Source organism: Paraburkholderia sp. BR10141 (assembly GCF_056155635.1).
In genome coordinates this window covers 1-17,079 of the sequence record NZ_JBMIQH010000041.1, presented here as the reverse complement: position 1 = coordinate 17,079, position 17,079 = coordinate 1, and the positions used below count along the sequence as shown (strand labels likewise).

Below are 17,079 nucleotides of genomic sequence, written 5' to 3'. Positions count from 1 at the left end.
GCGCGCCGGCCAATGTTCTGCTGCCGGAATGGGTCATGTGACGGCCGCCGCAAGTTCGCCCGTCCCGTCGGCAGTTTCCGGAGACCGCCACCCAGCGATCATGCACCACACATGGGCGCGCGGGAACGCTACAAATTACGTTCTTTTTGCTACAACGTGCAGGCGAATGGGGACAAAAGCACTGTCGCCCATCGGTCAAGGTCGGAATGGCGAACGGGCCACGCGCCGGCACCCTGCTTTTCGTGAAACATTCCTCGGCGATCACTGTGCGAGCCTTGCCAGACAACGATTTTCGCCGACACGGCATGCGCCATGGAATGTTTCACGGGGACGACAGATTGGCCCTATTATCGCCTGAAGGTTCCCTAGGTTTCTTCGGCCCTCATCGCGATCGGGTTTCGCAAAGTGCCGCCTAGAGCGGATCTCAACAACCGGTTTTTGTCGTTCATCGCAGATTACCGGAGAACGCAGCCCAAGTCAGAAGGACTCCTGAATGATGTTTGATGCTTGATGCGAACCGGACGATCCTGACGGGTGTGGAACAACCGGGTATCTGCGGAGGCCCCTGTATGCGAACCACCCTCGATATAGATGACGACGTGCTCGCCCTCGCCCGCGCGCGCGCCGACCGCGAGCACGTGTCGATCGGCCGCGTCATCTCGCAGCTCGCCCGCACGGCGCTGCAGCGCCCTTCAGCCGCAGCCACCACGCGCGACGGCCTGCCGGTATTGCCATGCTCACGCCGCCGGCTCCGTCACGCCCGAACCCGTCAACCAGATGCCGCGACGAGGCACCCTGATGGCGTATCTGCTTGACATCAACGTACTGATTGCGCTGCTCGACGCCGGGCACGTACAGCGCGAAGCTGCACACGAATGGTTCGGTCGGGTCAACCACCCGGCGTGGGCACCCTGCCCGTTGATCGAAAACGGCGTGCGCATCATCGCGCTACCCGAAAGCAATTGAGACGTCGGCCGCGGTCGCGCCACTCGTCGCAAAGCTGCGCGCTCATCCTGGCCACATCTTTTGGTCCAACGGCCTGAGCCTGCTCGATCGGGAGCACGTCGACGCGAGCCGCATCCTCGCGACCGACCAGGTGACCGACACGTACCTGCTCGCGATCGCGCGCCTGCATGAGGGCGCCTTGGGCACCTTCGACCGCCGGCTGGTGGTCGATGCGGTGCCGGACGGTGCGCGCCACCTAGAAGTTATTAGTTGATGCTGGCGTGGAGGCTTGATGAATGATATTTCCTGCTCATGCCAAACGATCATCTCCGGGCCGACACCACGATTCGCACCCGCACACCGCAGGCAAGACTGAACCGCGGCATCTCGGCCGCCCCGACCGCCGGCTGCGCGCAACCATCCCCGCGCAAAACAGGCTGCTAACGACTTGCAGATCGCCTCGCACGGCTCACGGTAAATGCCGGCACCGCCTTCTCCGGTCAGTCTCAACGACATCATGCAAGATTGCCGGCGCGCTGAACCGGCGGGTCTCTGATACGCCAAGCCAGAAGCTCCACGGGCCCGCATGGCGTCGCCGACACCGTGCCGGCGAAGGGCCGGCGGCGGCGCTTTGAATTAGCGTTTGGCGGACGGCGATGCACTAGGTGGGCGCGCCTAGCGATCGACCTCAAGTCAGGATGACGGGAACACTGGAGGCCATGGATACTGGCGTTCGAGTTGCTTGGCGTGTTCTTCCGTCACATGGTCCATTCGACGGAACGTCTTCCAGACAGGCAGGCCTCGTTTAAGCCTGTTCTCATTCAGGCAACACCTAACCTGCAGTTGACGTAAGCACAGGTCGCCAAAGTGTCGGTACTACTGACACATCACGACGTCGCCTGAGCCATGGCCGCTATCCGGAGGTTCAGCGTGTCAGTAATACTGACACCTCGACATCCGCTCGAGGTACAACGTGCAGCGCGGGTCAAGCCGCACAGAAAGACCGAAGTGTCGGTACTACTGACACCGCACGACGTCGCCCGAGCCATGGCGCTATCCGGAGGTTCAGCGCGTCAGTAATACTGACACCTTGACGTCCGCTCGAGGTACAACGTGCGGTGCGGGTCAGGTCGGAACGAAAGGCCGAAGTGTCGGTACTACTGACACCGCACGACGTCGTCCGAGCCGTGGGGCCATGTCGGGTTCAGCGCGTCGAAACCTCGCGGGCACGCGCTCTCCGAGCGCTCCCTGTAACTTCCCTTATTGCCGACACTCTAGTGTTACGGGCGTATCGCTTTGGGGACGAAAAAAAACCCGCAAAGTTGCGGGCTTCTGTCCAATAAGTTCGATTACTGCTGCGCGCTTGGTTCTTCCTTGTAAAGCTCGCTGATAAGTTGCCGGATTCGAGTCTCTTGAATTTCGCTAAGGGACCCGGTCTTGATTTTGACGGTGAACGAGTTCACGTCCTTCGTAATGCTCCCGGCCTGTTCCTTTCCCGAAAAGAACTTCGCGATGCTCCGCTCGCGGGCCGCCGCTCTCGAACCCTGACGGGTGGCCTGCGCTACGATCGCGGCAGCATATCGTCCCTGAAGAATTTCTCCTTTGACAACGTCTGGCCACAAGTCCTTTGCCGCAGCCAAACCGGCAGTGCCATGCTTTTTGATAGCCGACACAATTTCTTCTGCAGCATTGCACCCAAGCAGCGCGGGCTGCAAGTCCAATTGATCCTTAATGAAATCAGGCAGCTTGTCGAACGCCAAGAACTGATACAGTCCGGTGCGAGACATACCGAGGGACTCGGCGAGCCGCTTTCGATTCGGAAACTCTGCTTCCGCACGACGCAGCGAAATCGCAATTTCATAATCGGCTAGGTTGGACCGCCCGATGTTCTCTACCAACGCAAGAACAACCATGTCCTCATCAGAGCAGTCGACTATGACCGCCTTGATTTGCTCCATGCCCAACATCTTGTGCGCACGCAATCGCCGCTCGCCAGCGACCAGCTGGTAGACGGAATCAACGCGCCGCACCGCCACCGGCTGAACCAACCCCTTTTCGCGAATAGACTCGGCAAGATCCGAAAGCTCGGCCTCGGCAAAAATCCGCCGCGGTTGCCATGGATTAGGCACAACCTCCGCAACAGGAATCGTTGCCTGGCCACCACTCGCTTCCAACTCTTGAATTTTGAGTTGTGCGGCTGCCAACGCCCCTGCCATCCCAGGCCCTGTCTTCGGCTTCTCGACCGCGAGCTTGGTCGCGTCCATCTCATCGTCAGAGATTGAGGACGTCTTCCGGAGGTTGGCAGTTTGGAGAGCCATACGGTCACGAATACTGCTCATTGTGCGAGACTCCATTCGTCGATGTACATGTTGTCAATCCACCTGCAGTATTCAACCAGTGGTTGGCGTACACGCTGCACCGTCTTTGAGACCCCGTCGGATTTGCTGAGGTCAAACACTGTCGAGAGCGCGAGCGCGCCGTTGCTCATCACCGAACTCGCGGGAATCTCGGTGGTGGTCAGCCAGTCTTCGTAGGCGCGTTGCGTCCACGAGCGTACGATGGGTGCTGACGACGTCGGGCTTGTATCCACCTTCGACAGAATCACGGAGATGAAGTCGTAGACCTTGTCTGACTCCTTCTCCATGAAGTTCGCGGCAATATCCGAAAACAGCCCCCAGAACGATACCGAGCTGATGAAGTCCAGGCTCTCCGGCACCAAGGGCATCACCATCGAATCAGCTGCCATCAGCGCGTTCAATGTGAGGTAGGAGAGGGAGGGAGCTGTGTCCAGAATGATGTAGTCGTACTTCTTGCGCAGCGGCTCCAGGCCTTTGCGCAGGATTGCCCAAAACTGATAGCTCGGGCGAGTCTTAAGCATCGAGGGGATGAAGAACTCAGCACTGAACAGCGATGGATGCGCGGGAATTACATCCAGCCCGTCCCAGTAAGTTTCCTTGATGGCAGATTCCAGTCCGCCTTCCATCTCCTCGTTATAGATAAAAGGCAGAACGGTCGAATCCTCGTCGACCTCGTTCTCGGCATAGAGTCCACAGAGTTCGGACAGAGAGGCCTGCGGGTCCAAGTCAACCACGAGCACCTTCCGTCCGCGCAACGACAACCCTTGCGAGATGCACATCGTCGTCGTGGTCTTCGTCGACCCACCCTTGAAGTTGGCAACCAGAAGAATCTTGCCGTCGGCGTCGCGACCAGTCACGAGCGGCGACTGATAGATTTCCGACAACTGTTGTACGTAGGTACGCGCCTCGGCCAAGGTGAACAGGCGGCTACGGCCCGTGCCGTGCGCAACGCCCGGCGGCAACGCGCTTCCTTCCCGCGTCGCTTGGTAGTGGAGCTTGGTTCGGTCCAAGCCGCACAGGTCTGCCACTTCGGCAGTCGTAAAGTTTGGCGGCGCCTTTCGCGGCCTCGGCGTGAGGATTTGCTCGCGCAGCTCCGCCGTCAGCCCGTCCAGTTTTTTCGCAAATTTGGCAATCTTCGCCAGGGGAACCTTGCGCGTGATAGCGGGAAATTCGGCTTTAGACATGGTTTTTACACTTTCACCGGAAATCGGGACGAAGCGTAGAATACTCGAAAACATTAGAAAAATCGCTTCCAGATAGTAAGTTTCTTAAATTTTCCACCTAACCCATTGGAAAACAACACAAAAAGATCGAACGAGGCAACGGAAGGGCCAGAATTGGCGGTTCGTGCGCAAGCATTCCGACGTTTCATGGTGAGAAAAATTGTTGAAATTCGCTGGAGGAGTCGGTGGAGGAGTCGGTGGAGGAGGGGTGAAGGTGGGTGAGAAGAATTGTTGAAATCTGCCAATTGATGCGCCCTGCCTCGCACTTTCAACAATTTCTCTCACCATCCAATTGCAGGCATATCGCCTTGGCACACAACGCGAGGCACCTTTGCCTCAGAAACCTCCTCCGCAGCCTGGTCGTAAGTCGCCCGGCAGCCCATAACGTAAGCGTTGAACGCAGGGTCGACGGCAACTTGCCTACAAAAGTGCTCACCATCGTCCACCGGCTATCGACTTATCCACAGATGCCCAGACCGCAACCTGCCGTGCGGCGAGCCTTGTTACGGTTCATGCCGGTAAACCGAGCAGCCCAGCTGCGCTGCGCCACAAAAGCACTCACCATGCTTCAACAAAACGACTCACCCATTTCGAGCGATTTTCGGCCGAGGACCCCGCCAGGTAAGGCTTTCCGCAACCGGGTGCAACATTCAACAAAAATGCTCACCGTCAATCTGCGGCCACAGAATCCCTCACTTTGCGCTGGTAAACTTCTCACGCTCGCAATGGATTTCTCCTCACTTTCGGTCCACAAAAGTCCTCACCTCAGGCACAAAACTGCTCACCTACATGGGACTAACCCATTGTTTTTAAGAATCTTTGTTTTTCGCTGTAGTTTGTTCGTTCGTTTTGCTTTTTAAGAGATTCTGAAAAACATACAACCGTCGCCCCGAGGCTTTCTGCCTCTCGAAAGCAGAAAGGTGAGCAGATTTGTTGAACGGACATGTGCCTAGAGGAAGGTGAGCAGATTTGTTGAAACGGTCCCCGTCATGGTGAGTCTTTTTGTTTTGACATCTCACCTACGTGTGCTACAGTCTGCGCGACCGGCAACTAGGGACAGGCACCTCGATGGCAAACAACATCATGACGCGCGCAACCTCGCGCCAGCTGTCGTTTGAGCTGTTCGAGGAGATGCTCGCCACCGATACGCCAATCAACGAATCGACGAAGGAGATTGGCTATCAGCGTAACAACGTTTTTATCGACATTACCGATGTTGGCATTACAGCCAGGCGATTCCTGGATGCAGCGCACTTCATCGTGGCGCAGGAGCCGACCACCCCGAAGGTTTATGACGTCGAGCTGAGCTACTTCCGATGGCTCATGCGTTATGACAGTTACAACTACAAGCACCTGCGAACAGTGGTGTCCGAGGCTCAAAAAGCCTTAATTCAAGTTTCGGCCTCGCCCCCTGGCAGTACGTCCGCGGAGGACGAGAAGTGGGTGTCCGTACAGCTCATCGGTATCGTGGGTATCGACAAAGGGCGCATCACTTTTGCGGTTCCTGAGCCGCTCATTCCGCACATCAAGGACCCGGTAAAGTCGCACTGGTTGAGTCTGAGAATCACCTCTGCCTTTACGCTTACCTATGCTCGAGCCATTTACGACCACGTCATCGGTTACGTGGCGGAAGGCATAACCGAGTGGATCGAAGTCGATGTGGTACGTGCTTGGCCAGGGAAGGCTGCGTCGACTGCAACCGAATTCAAGTATTTCAAACGCGACAACCTCGACAAGGCGGTTAAGCAGATAAACGCAGTCTCGGACATCGATCTGAGCTACGAGACTCGCACCGTGAGCCCGAAGTCGAAAAAGATTGACCGGATTCGTTTCAGGCTGACGCGAAAGGAAACCGCTGGGGCCGTTCGAGCGAGCCTGCTTGGCGCGCAAGAGATATACACGACGCTGAAGAACGAATTCGGTTTCACAGAAAAGCAGTTCAACACCATCTCGCAAAACCGCGCCGTGTGGTCGGATGAGCGTATTCTTCAGGCGATCGAATACACCCGCGCCAAGGTCGACTCCGGCCAAGTCAAGAAGAGTCCGGGCGCCTACCTGCTAAAAGCTATCACCGACGGCTACAAGCTATCGGACGCTGATCGCAAAATGCTAACGGTACAGCAACAGCAGCAGGAACAGGAGAGGGTGGAGTTCAGCGCGAAGCAATTGGCGACAGCGGCCGTCGCCGCAAGCACTGCGGCGGCAGAGGAGCGCAGCAAAACACAGACCGTCGAGAATGCTGACCTCGGCCGTGAGGCGTATCACAAGGCGGACGGTAAGGCGCAAAAAGACTTCATGCGTTCCTTTATCGCCTCCGCGGCCGGTAAACTGGCCATCAAGCGGGTGAAGCTCAACCCGGCGACGATTCATGAGTCGGACGTGCTGGCGCATAAGGATCTATCCTTTGCGCTCTACTCGTTCGTGTTTCTGCGCACCAAAGCGAAGGCCGCCTCCAAGGCTTAACGGTACGCGAGCTCTCGGCTTTACACCTTGTAGACCTGCTCAGCATCTCCCTCTAGCTCGCTAGCTCGCATTCGCGGTTGTTGCGTTAACCGAGACCGTTTCACCACCATGTTTCTCGTGCGGCAGCTGAAGGTGGCCGCGTCGCGGATGCACCTCCACGCTTTGCCTATTGAGTTGGAGACAGACCGGTTGATGGGTAGCGCGCATATCGATCTTCCACTCGATCTCGCTTTATGACGGGTATTCACCTTCCGCAACAATTCGTCCGGATTGCCGAGTTATAGGTCGGGTGCGTGAGAGACCTGATCGAATGGCATTGAAAATAGAATGGCGATTTTCCTAGCTGAGATTTCGCATCGCGTGCAAGCGAAAATCCGCATCAGCATAGTTGGCATCAGCAGGGATCGATCGTGGTGCGATCGCCGCTATGCGTTACCGAACCCGCGCGTCGTGAAGCAGGAGGCCCGAGGCGCCCAGTCAGGCAAGAATACTGCCGACCTGCCTGTTTCAAGCGTGATGGATCACATGCGGCAAATCTTGTGGGTCGTCACCCGCAGGTGAGTGATTTCCGCCTCGCAGTTCGTCGACGCGCGGCGGGCGTTGACGAGCTCGTGCATCACCCGCCCGCTTTCCAGTTCCCGCTTCCCGATTGCCAACTGCATCTAGAAAGCATCCCCTCGAGTCTGCGCGGGCGAAACATGCACGGTCATGGGAGTGGATCCAGCCCGGCGCGGTCTGCTGCTGGGCGCCAGATACACCCGAGCCCGGCCCGGTCGCACAACAAGGCCCAAGCCGAGTAAGGGATTGCGGCGTCTTCGCTGATCCAGCGGCGCACCTGCCGACCGCCGTATTCTGACAAGCCGAGATAACGCGCAACCGCGCGTCCCGGCAAGCCGGTGCGACGGATAACCTCCTGAATTTCGGCTCCGTTCGGCTGTTCCCAGCCGTCCTCCGCCGATCGCAGGCAGGCGGCCCGGATTTCAATTTGATAGCTCATCCTTACCTCGAACCGCTAATTCTTCCATGTACTTCGTGACGATCCAGTCCCGACGGCTTACGCCGAGGGGGAAACATGCGCGCTGTGGCGCTTGACGACCCCGGTTGGTGGCCGCCTTGGGCTCTACCGCATCGTCCCGCCGCTTACGCGGCGCTCCGGTGCTCTTCCCATGTTCGACTTGCGGTCATGAGGACACCGTGCGCCTCGATCCGAGCATGCGGCGCGCGATACTCCCGTGATTATCCAGCCCCCACGGCTCGCGCCGCGGGGGAAATACGCGCCCTGCGGGCGCTTGACGACCCCGGCCCATGGTCTGCCTGGGCTAAACCGGATCGTCCCGCCGCTGACGCGGCGCGCCGGCGCTCTCCCCATGTCCGACGATGCGGCCACGGGGGACCCCGTGCGCCTCGATCCGGGCGCGCGGCGCGCGCGATGCTCCCGTGATTATCCAGCCCCCACGGCTTACGCCGCGGGGAATACACGCGCCCTGCGGGCGCTTGACGACCCCGGCTGGTGGCCGGCCTCGGCCGTACCGGATCGTCCCGCCGCTGACGCGGCGCGCCGGCGCTCTCCCCATGTCCGACGACGCGGCCATGGGGGACCCCGTGCGCCTCGATCCGGGCGCGCGGCGCGCGCGATACTCCCGTAATTATCCAGCCCCCACGGCTTACGCCGCGGTGGATACACGCGCCCTGCGGACGCTTGACGACCCGGGCTGGTCGGCCTGGGCCGTACCGGATCGTCCCGCCGCTTACGCGGCGCGCCGGCGCTCTCCCCATGTCCGACGATGCGGCCATCGGGGACCCCGTGCGCCTCGATCCGGGCGCGCGGCGCGCGCGATGCTCCCGCGATTATCCAACCTCCTGGCCTGCAGGGGGATGGACGCCAGCGCGCGGCAGTTCGGTTAGCGTCGCGACAGATCGCGAGGCTAACACGGTGGCGGTTGCTGGTTTCCAAGCGCCTTGCGGATGGCGTCGACCTGTTCGGGCGTGAGCCGCGACACCGCTACAGACGTGGCGCGCTCGTAGATCATCAGGCCGTACACTTCAGCTAGGGGGCGCGCTTTCGCACACAGCGCCTCGCCCTGGCCACGCGATTCCTGTGCGCACCAGTAGTTGATTGCCTGTTCAATTTCAGTAATGGTTAAGACGGTAGTCATGGTTGCGTCACGGGCCCGCGCGATTTCTACGCGGGCGTTGAATATTATTAAGGATGTCAAAATTTAATGCAGATTCCCGTCGTGCTCCATGAGCGTGGCAACAGGTGCGTAGGGTGGCACGCGCTCGAAACCAGCCAGGGCGACGCGGGCGATGGCGCGCAATTCCTCGCGACGCATCTCTACCGGATTGCCGTTGTGATCGAGCATGCTGGCAATGCGCCGGAGCGCATCGGCGGATTGTGCCGCCGCGTCAGCCGACAGGGCCATGCGATATAGTTCGCCGCGAACGATGTCACGGTCTCCGTACTGCCAAACAGCCAGGAGCGGCAGCAGCGCGGACAGCCACGTAGGACGGGTGTTGAGCAGATCCATGTGAGATCCCCTTTCTGGGTGCGCCCCGACCGCAAAGCCGGGGCGATCCGGTTAGCCGCGCAGGCGGCGCAGTTCGTCAGCCAGCACCCACAAGGCACGATTCAGACGGATGTTTTGATCGATGCCCGCGACGGCTCGGGTCGTGGTCGCCTTGCCCTTCGCGTTCCGACCGTGCAGCCCACCGCGAATCATGTTTTCCTGCACACGGTTGAAGGTGGTCCAGATATCGGAGCCCTGATCCTCGACGCGACGCGGCGCGAGAATCTGCCGTTCCGTCACTGGCACAGGCGCGCCCTCGTCGTAGCGCAACGCGAGCGCTGCGCGGGCGAAGGCGACCTGTTCGCCCTCATCGAGCACCGTTGCCGCCATCCCTTCGCGTTGCGCTGCCGTCTCATCAAAGCTTTTCACCACCTTGAATGCGCCTTCGATGACCTCGCCAATCACATCACCCTTGTGCGGGATGCGGATATCGTTCGTCACGTTGCCGCATACGATGCCGTTCTGGCAGGCCCAGCGAATCATTCCGGCGATCATCTGGTAGCTCGATGCGCCATTGTGCGAGTTGACCAGGATAACCTCGTTGGCTTCGCGACCGCCGATCTGGTCGGCATGCCTCAGGCGGATCATGTGCTTGGTGAAATCGCGCATGTCTTCATTGCGCACTCGGGTCTGGCAGACCATGAAAGGCTGAAACCCTTCCTTGCGCAGGGCGTCGAGTACATCGACTGTCGGAATGTAGCTGTAGCGCGCCGAACGGCTTTCGTGCGCGGTGTGGGCAAGAATGGAAGGCGCAACCTCTGCAATCTGGTCATTCGTCAGAGGATGCTGCGAACGCAGCGCGACGGCATTCCCGCTAAAACGAGTTGTAAGCTTGCTCATTTGATTCCCCAATGAAGGAGCCAACCCGGCCCGGGGGCCGGGGCCGGTCGGTTAGTCGATGGCGCGCAGGATGTTCGCGGCTTCAACGTGCTGCGTGGCGAACTCACGCAACTGGTGGTAACGCTCGATGATCGTGTCATCAAGGGTCTTTTCCGCGAGGTGACAGAGGGCGAAGAGGGTGACGGTAATGCCGAAGGCATCCGCGCCCATCATGTCGCTGTAGCCGTTCATATGCCAGCGCACATGCACGCGGCCCGAATCGGCCGGAGCCATGTAAAAGCCGTCATTGGAGAGGGAGAAGAAATGCCAGAAACCTCCCTCGTATCTGCTGCACAGACGAGCGGCCCAGTCATACACCAAGGATTCCCCTGTGAGGTAGTGACGACCGAGGTAGCGCAGTAGCACTTTCAGGCGCAACTCGTCGGGAACGACAGAAGAAGTAACGCGGTTTTGAACTTCAGTGGTCATCGGATTTCTCCGGTTCGGCCATCGCTTCATTGCGAGGCACACGTTTATATTAGGTCTAAAAGACCTAACTATCAATGAGTGATTACGGCTTTTTGATTGGATGTGTATACTGAGATAGATGATCAATCATATTTTTCAATTGCCATTATAAGGGCTAAAAGCCCTATATAATAGAGTTGTGCCTCGCAATGAAGCGATGGCCGAACCGGAGAAATCTGATGACCGAACCCACCTCGAACGCAGCCGGTGGAATTCAGTACGTTCCATACAACCGCCTTTGCCTGTCATCCCTGAACGTTCGCAAGAAAGCGCCGACCGGCATCGAAGCCCTAGCCGAAACCATTGGCGAAAAAGGCTTGATGCAGAACCTCGTCGTGCATGAAATGAAGGGCCGCGCGAAGTTGCCGAAACTTGGCGTATGCGCGGGCCAGCGCCGCCTGGCTGCACTCGACCTTTTGGTTGAGCAGGGGCGGATTACTAAAGACTACGAAGTACCTGTCCTGATCGTCAGCGAGGGCGAAGCCGTCGCCGCGTCGCTAATCGAAAACCGCGAACGTGAGGCTATGCATCTGGCGGATGAGTGCGTGGCATTCCGGCTGCTGACGGAGGAAGGAAAGAGCGTGGCGCTGTTCGCGGTGCCGGATGTTGCGGTACGCCGCGCGCTGAAAATCGCCAACCTTTCGCCGTCACTGCTCGACCTGTTGCGTAATGACAGGCTCGACTACGAACAGGCGAAGGTGCTGGCCCTGGCTGATGACCGCGCGACGCAGGAACGCGTATGGGGCGAAGCCGTCAATAGCTGGCAGCGCCGACCGGACGAGTTGCGCAAGGCCATCACGCTCGCGGCAATCGATGCACGCGAAAGCGCCCTGGCGCGGTTTGTTGGCCTGGACGCCTACGAGGCGGCAGGCGGACGCGTGAGGCGCGACCTGTTCAGCGACGACGCAAACGCGGGATACCTGGAAGATGCCGAACTGTTGCACCGGCTCGCAACGGAACGGCTGATCGAGCTATCCCAGGCGGTCGGAAGGGAAGGCTGGCAATGGATCGAGGCACGGACGCAATACCCGGCGATGGAGATCCTGCGTTGTGGCCGGATCGGCTCGACCACCCGCAAGCCGACGAAGGACGAGAAAGCCGAACTGGCCGCGCTCACCGCAACGACCGACGCCGCTCAGGCCGCGCTAAACGCGTACAACGACGAGGACGGTGAGCCGGACGAAGAACGGGGCGAGCGTCTGGAGGCTGAGGCCACGGCGGCGACGTTTGCCGTGGACCAGTACGCGGAGCGCTTCGAGGCGTTCGACCCGGAAGAGATGAAGCAGGCAGGCGCATATGTCTATCTCGATGACGAGGGCCGAGTCTGTATTGAGCGGGGGCTGGTGCGACGCGAGGAGGCACCGACTGCGCAGGCACGCGCAACGCACGCGGTGAGCGCAGGTGCGGCGCGCGCACCGAAGGAGCGTCCGTTGCACGGAGAGAAGCTGTGCAAACGATTGACCGCGCACCGTACCGCCGCCGTCCAGATCGAGCTTGCGCAGCAACCGACCGTAGCCCTTGCTGTGCTGATGCAGCGCATCATTCCGGTCGTTTTCGATGACGTGTACGGGCGCGCGCGTATTTGGACTACGCGGTCAGGATCGACGTGCACACGACGCGCGAGGCGCTGGTATCGAATGCCGACGACATGGGCGAGAGCGTGGCCTGGAAGGCACTGGAAGGCGAACGCGAGAAGTGGTCACGCATGCTGCCCAGGCGCGCGGCAGACCTGCTGCCATGGCTGCTGGAACAGGGCGAGGACGTGCTGTCGAATCTCTTCGCGTTCTGCATGGCGGCGACGGTGGACGGGATCAGCAGCGCAGACCGCCCGCACGCGGTGAACGAGATCTCGAACACGCTTGCGGTGGATCTTTCGCGCTACTGGAAGCCGACGCGCTCCGGGTATTTCGAACACGTGGCGAAAGACCGGATTGCTGCCGTTGTGGGCGAAAGCGTATCGCCCCAGGCGGCAAGCGAAGTGCGCGGCATGAAGAAGGACGCTGCAGCGACGACGGCGGAACTTCGCATGACGGACTCGGGCTGGCTGCCGGAAGTGCTGCGTAACCGGGAGGTACCGGAGCGCGTCACGTACGGCTACCACGAGGATGACGAGGAGGAATACGACGAAAACGGCGACGCCGCTGCAGCCGAAGCGGACGGAGTGTCCGAAGCGCAGGCCTCGCCTGGCGAGGAGGAAGACGCGCCGTACTGAGCGCGCGTCGCGCGCATTCGAGTAGTCCACACGAAGCCGTCCGGATGGAAGTCCGGGCGGTTTTTCATTGCACGTGCGAATGCAGGGTCAAATTACCGGCGCTCATGCCGGTTGGTCTTTTTCGGGGGGCACCGGGTCGAACGGGTTGGGCCAGTACTGTTTGACCTTGGCATCTGCGCGTGCTATGCGTTGTTCGTGCGTCAACAGGTGTTTCTGCTCAAGCGTCAGTTCTGCGGTGAGCCAGTCGTCGGGCAGCTTTGCACCGACAGGCGCAATCGGGCGCCGCTCACGCACCGCGGGGCGCGCGGCCGCCACAGCCGGGTCCACGCCAGTTTCACTGTCGGGCACACCGCGTTCGGCTGCTACCGGGTTAGCCGCCTGCCTTGGCACGTCTGCGGGAGCGCGACTGACTGCCGGGCCAGTTTCCGCCTGTGACGCGCGCGTGAGGCGGGACACGATGCCCCGTTCGCGCCGGATTCTTTTGAGTGTCAGAGCAAAGGTCTGATAGGTGAAGACGAGTCCGGTTGCGGCGAGTTCCTGGATGATCGCGGCGTACCGGACGCCCGAGCGAATGGCACGTTCAACGCTCTCGAACACGTCGCGAAGCTGGGCGGTCTTGGACCGGCCATCGGACGAAGCCGCGAGGGTGTCGAGGCGTTGCGCGCGTTGTACCGCAATCAGGGCGTCCATTTTGAGCGCTCACGTCAGGGGGAACGGACACAGTATGCCGCGAATGATCGAAAGGTGCATCCTATCTGTTAGGTATGCGATCTTTCATGATCCGCAGGCCGTCCAGAAATGATTGAGCGTCGATTCATTATGATCCATGCGTGATCTATCGACCGGCGCTTGGCTGCGGGGCGAGGCACGACGTATATGTAGACGGAAATGCTGACGCATTTCCGTCTACATATAGCGTGCTCCAAGGGGATACCCCTTGGAGAACCCGGCAGCCGCCGCCAACGAGCGCGCTCGGCGCTGCTTTGCAGACAGACCGGTGGCACGTGCGTCTGGGCGCACCAGGAGTTTTTCACCAACGGAATTGCATGCGCATCTTCGCAAAGGCGTCGGCGTGCGCGATGTCCGTGAGCACGAAATTGGCGTGCTCCCAGCTGTGCACTTCGGGCTTTTCATGCGCGGGCGGCGACGGGACCCTGGCGACGGCAGTATATTCTCAGCATTGTTCCTGGGGAGTCCGATGAAACTCAATTCTGCAAGAATGCTTGAGATCATGGAGTCGAGCCGCGAGTACCTTGCGGGCGAGCTGGCCAGGCGATTCGATACGTCGATGGTGCAGATCAACGACATGCTTTGCACTCTTGCCGAAGACGGTCTTGTGCGCATGAGCAGTCAGTCATCACGCATCGTCCGCCTTCAACGGCTGTCGTTCGCGCCCCGAACCATTGGCACCGCTTGTATCAGACACGGCTACACGCGCAGCTGTATCCATCCCACCGTTCGCCCGCCAGATGCATGGCGGGTTTCTGGACTACAAGGCTTCGCTCCTGCGCGTGCACAGCCTCGCAATGCTCGTCCGACTCTCACACTGAGCGCAACATGGAACTTGTCGAGCGGGATCACCCCGGGACGGTGAGGCGACATCTGAGTGCTGAAGAAGCTGCAGCTGTGCGGCGGTTCTGCGGCGACGGACAGCAAGTGCGGCCTGAGGACGTCAGACTCGTGGAAGCCGTGCTCGAAGAGATGCACGACGGACGACATGTGCGTCTGTGGCTCGAGTGCGACTGCGTCAGAGCACCCGGTGGCCGGCCGCGGTTGACCGCTCGGATGCGTGAAGACGGCCCGCGTCATTTCGTGCGCATGCATCAATACGGCGAGCACCACTGCGCCCTGGCGTCGTTCCGGCAGACACCGGAGCCGGAAGACGTTGAGCCGGACGATGATTGCGCGCGCCCTGGCCAGCACAATCCGCTCAGACCAGTGGGCGACGCGCTTGACTACCTGGATGATCTGAATGAAGGCGCGGCACGACCGGGCGGCTCGACGGGATCAGGGGGCGGCGTTGGCGAAAGGGGGCGCCGCCTGCCGCGGCTCGGACGCATCCTGCACACGCTTCTTGACGACGCCGGGTTCGCACGGCTGCACGTCGACGCGTTAAATGACAAGTCCAGAACGTGGGAGCGGCTCGAGGCATATGCAGCAGATCAGGCGCTGAGCCCGCAGCTATCACTCTCGCAGATACTCTATTTCAAGCCATGGACACATCTCAACGAGAAGATGACAGAGGTCGACGCCCTGGTATGGCCGAAAAAGAAGGCACGCAGTGCGCTACTGCTGTTCGTCGCCGACGAGCTTCGCGCAGGCGCTGCAATCAAGAAAACGAGCATGGGCGAGTGCATTCTTCGCCCGGAAAAGGGTATCCGCGCCGGAGGCCGCGATCAGCGACTGACGCAGCCCCCTTACTGGGTGCTCGGCGTGGTAGACCGCGATCGCGACGGCAACGCGCGCGTTCGGGAAGCGTTCGCGCAGCATGCGTATTCGTTTGCGCGCCCCGTACCTCTGGACAGCCGGTATGAGCGAGTCACGCTGAAATTGCTGTTCGACGTCATGGCGTGGGTCAAAAAGCACGGCGTTGACGTGACGCTCTGGAAACCGCTCTTTGACCGGGAGGTGAGGCGGACCGACGCGCCGAGCCAGTGGTGCCGCCCCGACTTTGAACTGACGTTCCGATCGGTGGCAGCGGTTGGCGTTGCGGCACGGCTGCACCGTATCGTCATCGAGACGATGGGCGCCGACGATCCTGACTACCTCGAGCGCAAGTTGCGTACTCAGGAAATCATGAAGCGCCGCGGCATTCTGATCGAGCATCGCGTCGCTGATGATGCTGCCCAGAAGGAACGGGACGACGCGTTTTTCCGCAGGGTCGCAGCAAAGATCCTGCATCTCGCCGGTGTTTCGCAGACCAGGCCAGTCTGAACGATTCACGGTGCCCCGTCAGCCGCTCATCTTTCTGATGGATGCTCCGCTTCTTGCCGGCGACTCACGCGCCATCACCAGCGCGACGCCGACCACGACGCTTGGGTAGCGGCCATGCTGGGGGGCGTCACAGCTTGCCGACCGTTGTGAATATCGTTGCGGCCGCGCGCAATGGTTGACGGCTGCGGGGCGCCCATTACCGAATGCGCCTTTTTCAACATTACCTGGCCAACTGTCAAATCCGTCTGCTGCCAACCGCGATGGTCGTCCAGCCGATAAATGCGACTAACGGTCTTGCAGCGCCCAACCCCCCAACATAGGCAGACGGTGCAAAAACCCGTCTTCAGCAAGTGAGGTAACTGCGGGAGTAGTGTACCTCCTGACGTGTCGGGATCGTATGTAACCGTTGGCTTGATGCCGTCAGCGAGACGGGCTTCCTGAGCGGTGAAGGCGAAACCGGTCGCGAACGTGCGGCGGCTCGGCGCGCCCGGGCGTCGCTGTCCCCGGTGCGGGACACGCGGCAGGGCGGCCTTTTCTGATCAGGATGGCGCGCTTGCGGAGTGACCGGTGGTGGTGGCCGTGAATTCTCTCCGCGGCGCGGAGAGAATCCGGCGGCCGCGGACCGGGGTGTTCCGCCCGGCCGGCGTTTCCCGGTAACGTGCCGTGTGTGCCGACCCAAGGCACCCATACCGGGCTTCATCCATAACACAGTTACTTCCCGGCTCCCTGTTCGAGGACGTCAGATCGCTGATTGGCCGCTCATCAAGTCCGTGGCTTTGCGACCATCAGCGCTCGCCGCCCGGGTCAATTTGAACTTCCGAAACTTGACGACACCCCGGGTACGGACTGATGGATACTGGAAGATGTGCGCTCGCAGCGAGATCAGCGAGAGTGCGGTGGAATCCGCACCGACACGCGCAAGCCGCGTTGCGTATGCGTGTCGGTGGGCGCCAGACTCACTTCGGCACCCATCCGGTCGGCAATCGTCCGGACGATTGCCAGTCCGAGCCCTGAGCCGATCTGCTCGTTAC

General features: G+C 60.4%; 16 protein-coding genes. 6 read left to right on the top strand and 10 right to left on the bottom strand.

The window, feature by feature from the left end; genetic code table 11:
- Positions 1–798 precede the first annotated feature (798 nt).
- Entirely contained in the window at positions 799–966 is a 168-nt protein-coding gene (locus ACOJB8_RS35115) for a hypothetical protein (RefSeq protein WP_475016778.1), read from the top strand.
- A 130-nt stretch (positions 967–1,096) separates the two neighbouring features.
- Positions 1,097–1,219: a hypothetical protein gene (locus ACOJB8_RS35110; RefSeq protein WP_256095012.1), complete on the top strand. Its 123-nt coding sequence runs from the start codon at positions 1,097–1,099 to the stop codon at positions 1,217–1,219.
- Positions 1,220–2,294: 1,075 nt separating this feature from the next.
- Here ACOJB8_RS35110 and ACOJB8_RS35105 read toward each other — a convergent pair.
- The gene (locus tag ACOJB8_RS35105; RefSeq protein WP_475016776.1) at positions 2,295–3,284 is read right to left on the bottom strand and encodes a ParB/RepB/Spo0J family partition protein; all 990 of its coding nucleotides are present in this window, start codon (positions 3,282–3,284) and stop codon (positions 2,295–2,297) included.
- Entirely contained in the window at positions 3,281–4,486 is a 1,206-nt protein-coding gene (locus ACOJB8_RS35100) for a ParA family protein (RefSeq protein ID WP_069268410.1), read from the bottom strand. The genes ACOJB8_RS35105 and ACOJB8_RS35100 overlap by 4 nt, the downstream gene beginning before the upstream one ends.
- Positions 4,487–5,593: 1,107 nt before the next feature.
- Here ACOJB8_RS35100 and ACOJB8_RS35095 point away from each other — a divergent pair.
- A complete protein-coding gene (locus ACOJB8_RS35095; RefSeq protein WP_368618988.1) occupies positions 5,594–6,988 on the top strand; it encodes a replication initiation protein in 1,395 nt (464 codons plus the stop codon).
- Positions 6,989–7,509: 521 nt separating this feature from the next.
- Here the strand turns inward: ACOJB8_RS35095 and ACOJB8_RS35090 are convergent.
- The 6 genes from ACOJB8_RS35090 to ACOJB8_RS35065 form a co-directional block, all read right to left on the bottom strand.
- Positions 7,510–7,650 (bottom strand): hypothetical protein, encoded by a 141-nt coding sequence (locus tag ACOJB8_RS35090; protein ID WP_176732989.1) that lies wholly within the window; start codon positions 7,648–7,650, stop codon positions 7,510–7,512.
- Between the two features lie 44 nt (positions 7,651–7,694).
- Positions 7,695–7,985: a transcriptional regulator gene (locus tag ACOJB8_RS35085; RefSeq protein WP_069268389.1), complete on the bottom strand. Its 291-nt coding sequence runs from the start codon at positions 7,983–7,985 to the stop codon at positions 7,695–7,697.
- A gap of 928 nt (positions 7,986–8,913) precedes the next feature.
- Positions 8,914–9,144 carry a DUF3717 domain-containing protein gene (locus ACOJB8_RS35080; protein ID WP_475016772.1) on the bottom strand — a complete coding sequence of 77 codons (231 nt, stop codon included), beginning with the start codon at positions 9,142–9,144 and terminating at the stop codon, positions 8,914–8,916.
- 63 nt (positions 9,145–9,207) lie between these two features.
- Positions 9,208–9,516, bottom strand: a complete 309-nt coding sequence (locus ACOJB8_RS35075) for a hypothetical protein (protein WP_069268390.1) — start codon at positions 9,514–9,516, stop codon at positions 9,208–9,210.
- Positions 9,517–9,567: 51 nt separating this feature from the next.
- The gene (locus ACOJB8_RS35070; protein ID WP_475016770.1) at positions 9,568–10,395 is read right to left on the bottom strand and encodes a DUF932 domain-containing protein; all 828 of its coding nucleotides are present in this window, start codon (positions 10,393–10,395) and stop codon (positions 9,568–9,570) included.
- A gap of 51 nt (positions 10,396–10,446) precedes the next feature.
- Entirely contained in the window at positions 10,447–10,863 is a 417-nt protein-coding gene (locus tag ACOJB8_RS35065; RefSeq protein ID WP_069268392.1) for an antirestriction protein, read from the bottom strand.
- Positions 10,864–11,081: 218 nt separating this feature from the next.
- On the opposite strand from ACOJB8_RS35065, the gene ACOJB8_RS35060 reads away from it, so the two are divergent.
- Entirely contained in the window at positions 11,082–12,743 is a 1,662-nt protein-coding gene (locus ACOJB8_RS35060; protein ID WP_475016767.1) for a ParB/RepB/Spo0J family partition protein, read from the top strand.
- A complete protein-coding gene (locus ACOJB8_RS35055) occupies positions 12,704–13,114 on the top strand; it encodes a hypothetical protein (protein WP_475016766.1) in 411 nt (136 codons plus the stop codon). Before ACOJB8_RS35060 ends, ACOJB8_RS35055 begins: the two co-directional genes overlap by 40 nt.
- Before the next feature lie 102 nt (positions 13,115–13,216).
- On the opposite strand, the gene ACOJB8_RS35050 is transcribed toward ACOJB8_RS35055, so the two are convergent.
- A complete protein-coding gene (locus ACOJB8_RS35050; RefSeq protein ID WP_475016764.1) occupies positions 13,217–13,804 on the bottom strand; it encodes a hypothetical protein in 588 nt (195 codons plus the stop codon).
- Between the two features lie 867 nt (positions 13,805–14,671).
- Here ACOJB8_RS35050 and ACOJB8_RS35045 point away from each other — a divergent pair.
- Positions 14,672–16,048, top strand: coding sequence for a hypothetical protein (locus ACOJB8_RS35045; protein ID WP_069268395.1), 1,377 nt, complete (start codon positions 14,672–14,674; stop codon positions 16,046–16,048).
- An 882-nt stretch (positions 16,049–16,930) separates the two neighbouring features.
- Here the strand turns inward: ACOJB8_RS35045 and ACOJB8_RS35040 are convergent.
- Positions 16,931–17,068, bottom strand: coding sequence for an ATP-binding protein (locus ACOJB8_RS35040; protein WP_475016821.1), 138 nt, complete (start codon positions 17,066–17,068; stop codon positions 16,931–16,933).
- Positions 17,069–17,079 lie beyond the last annotated feature (11 nt).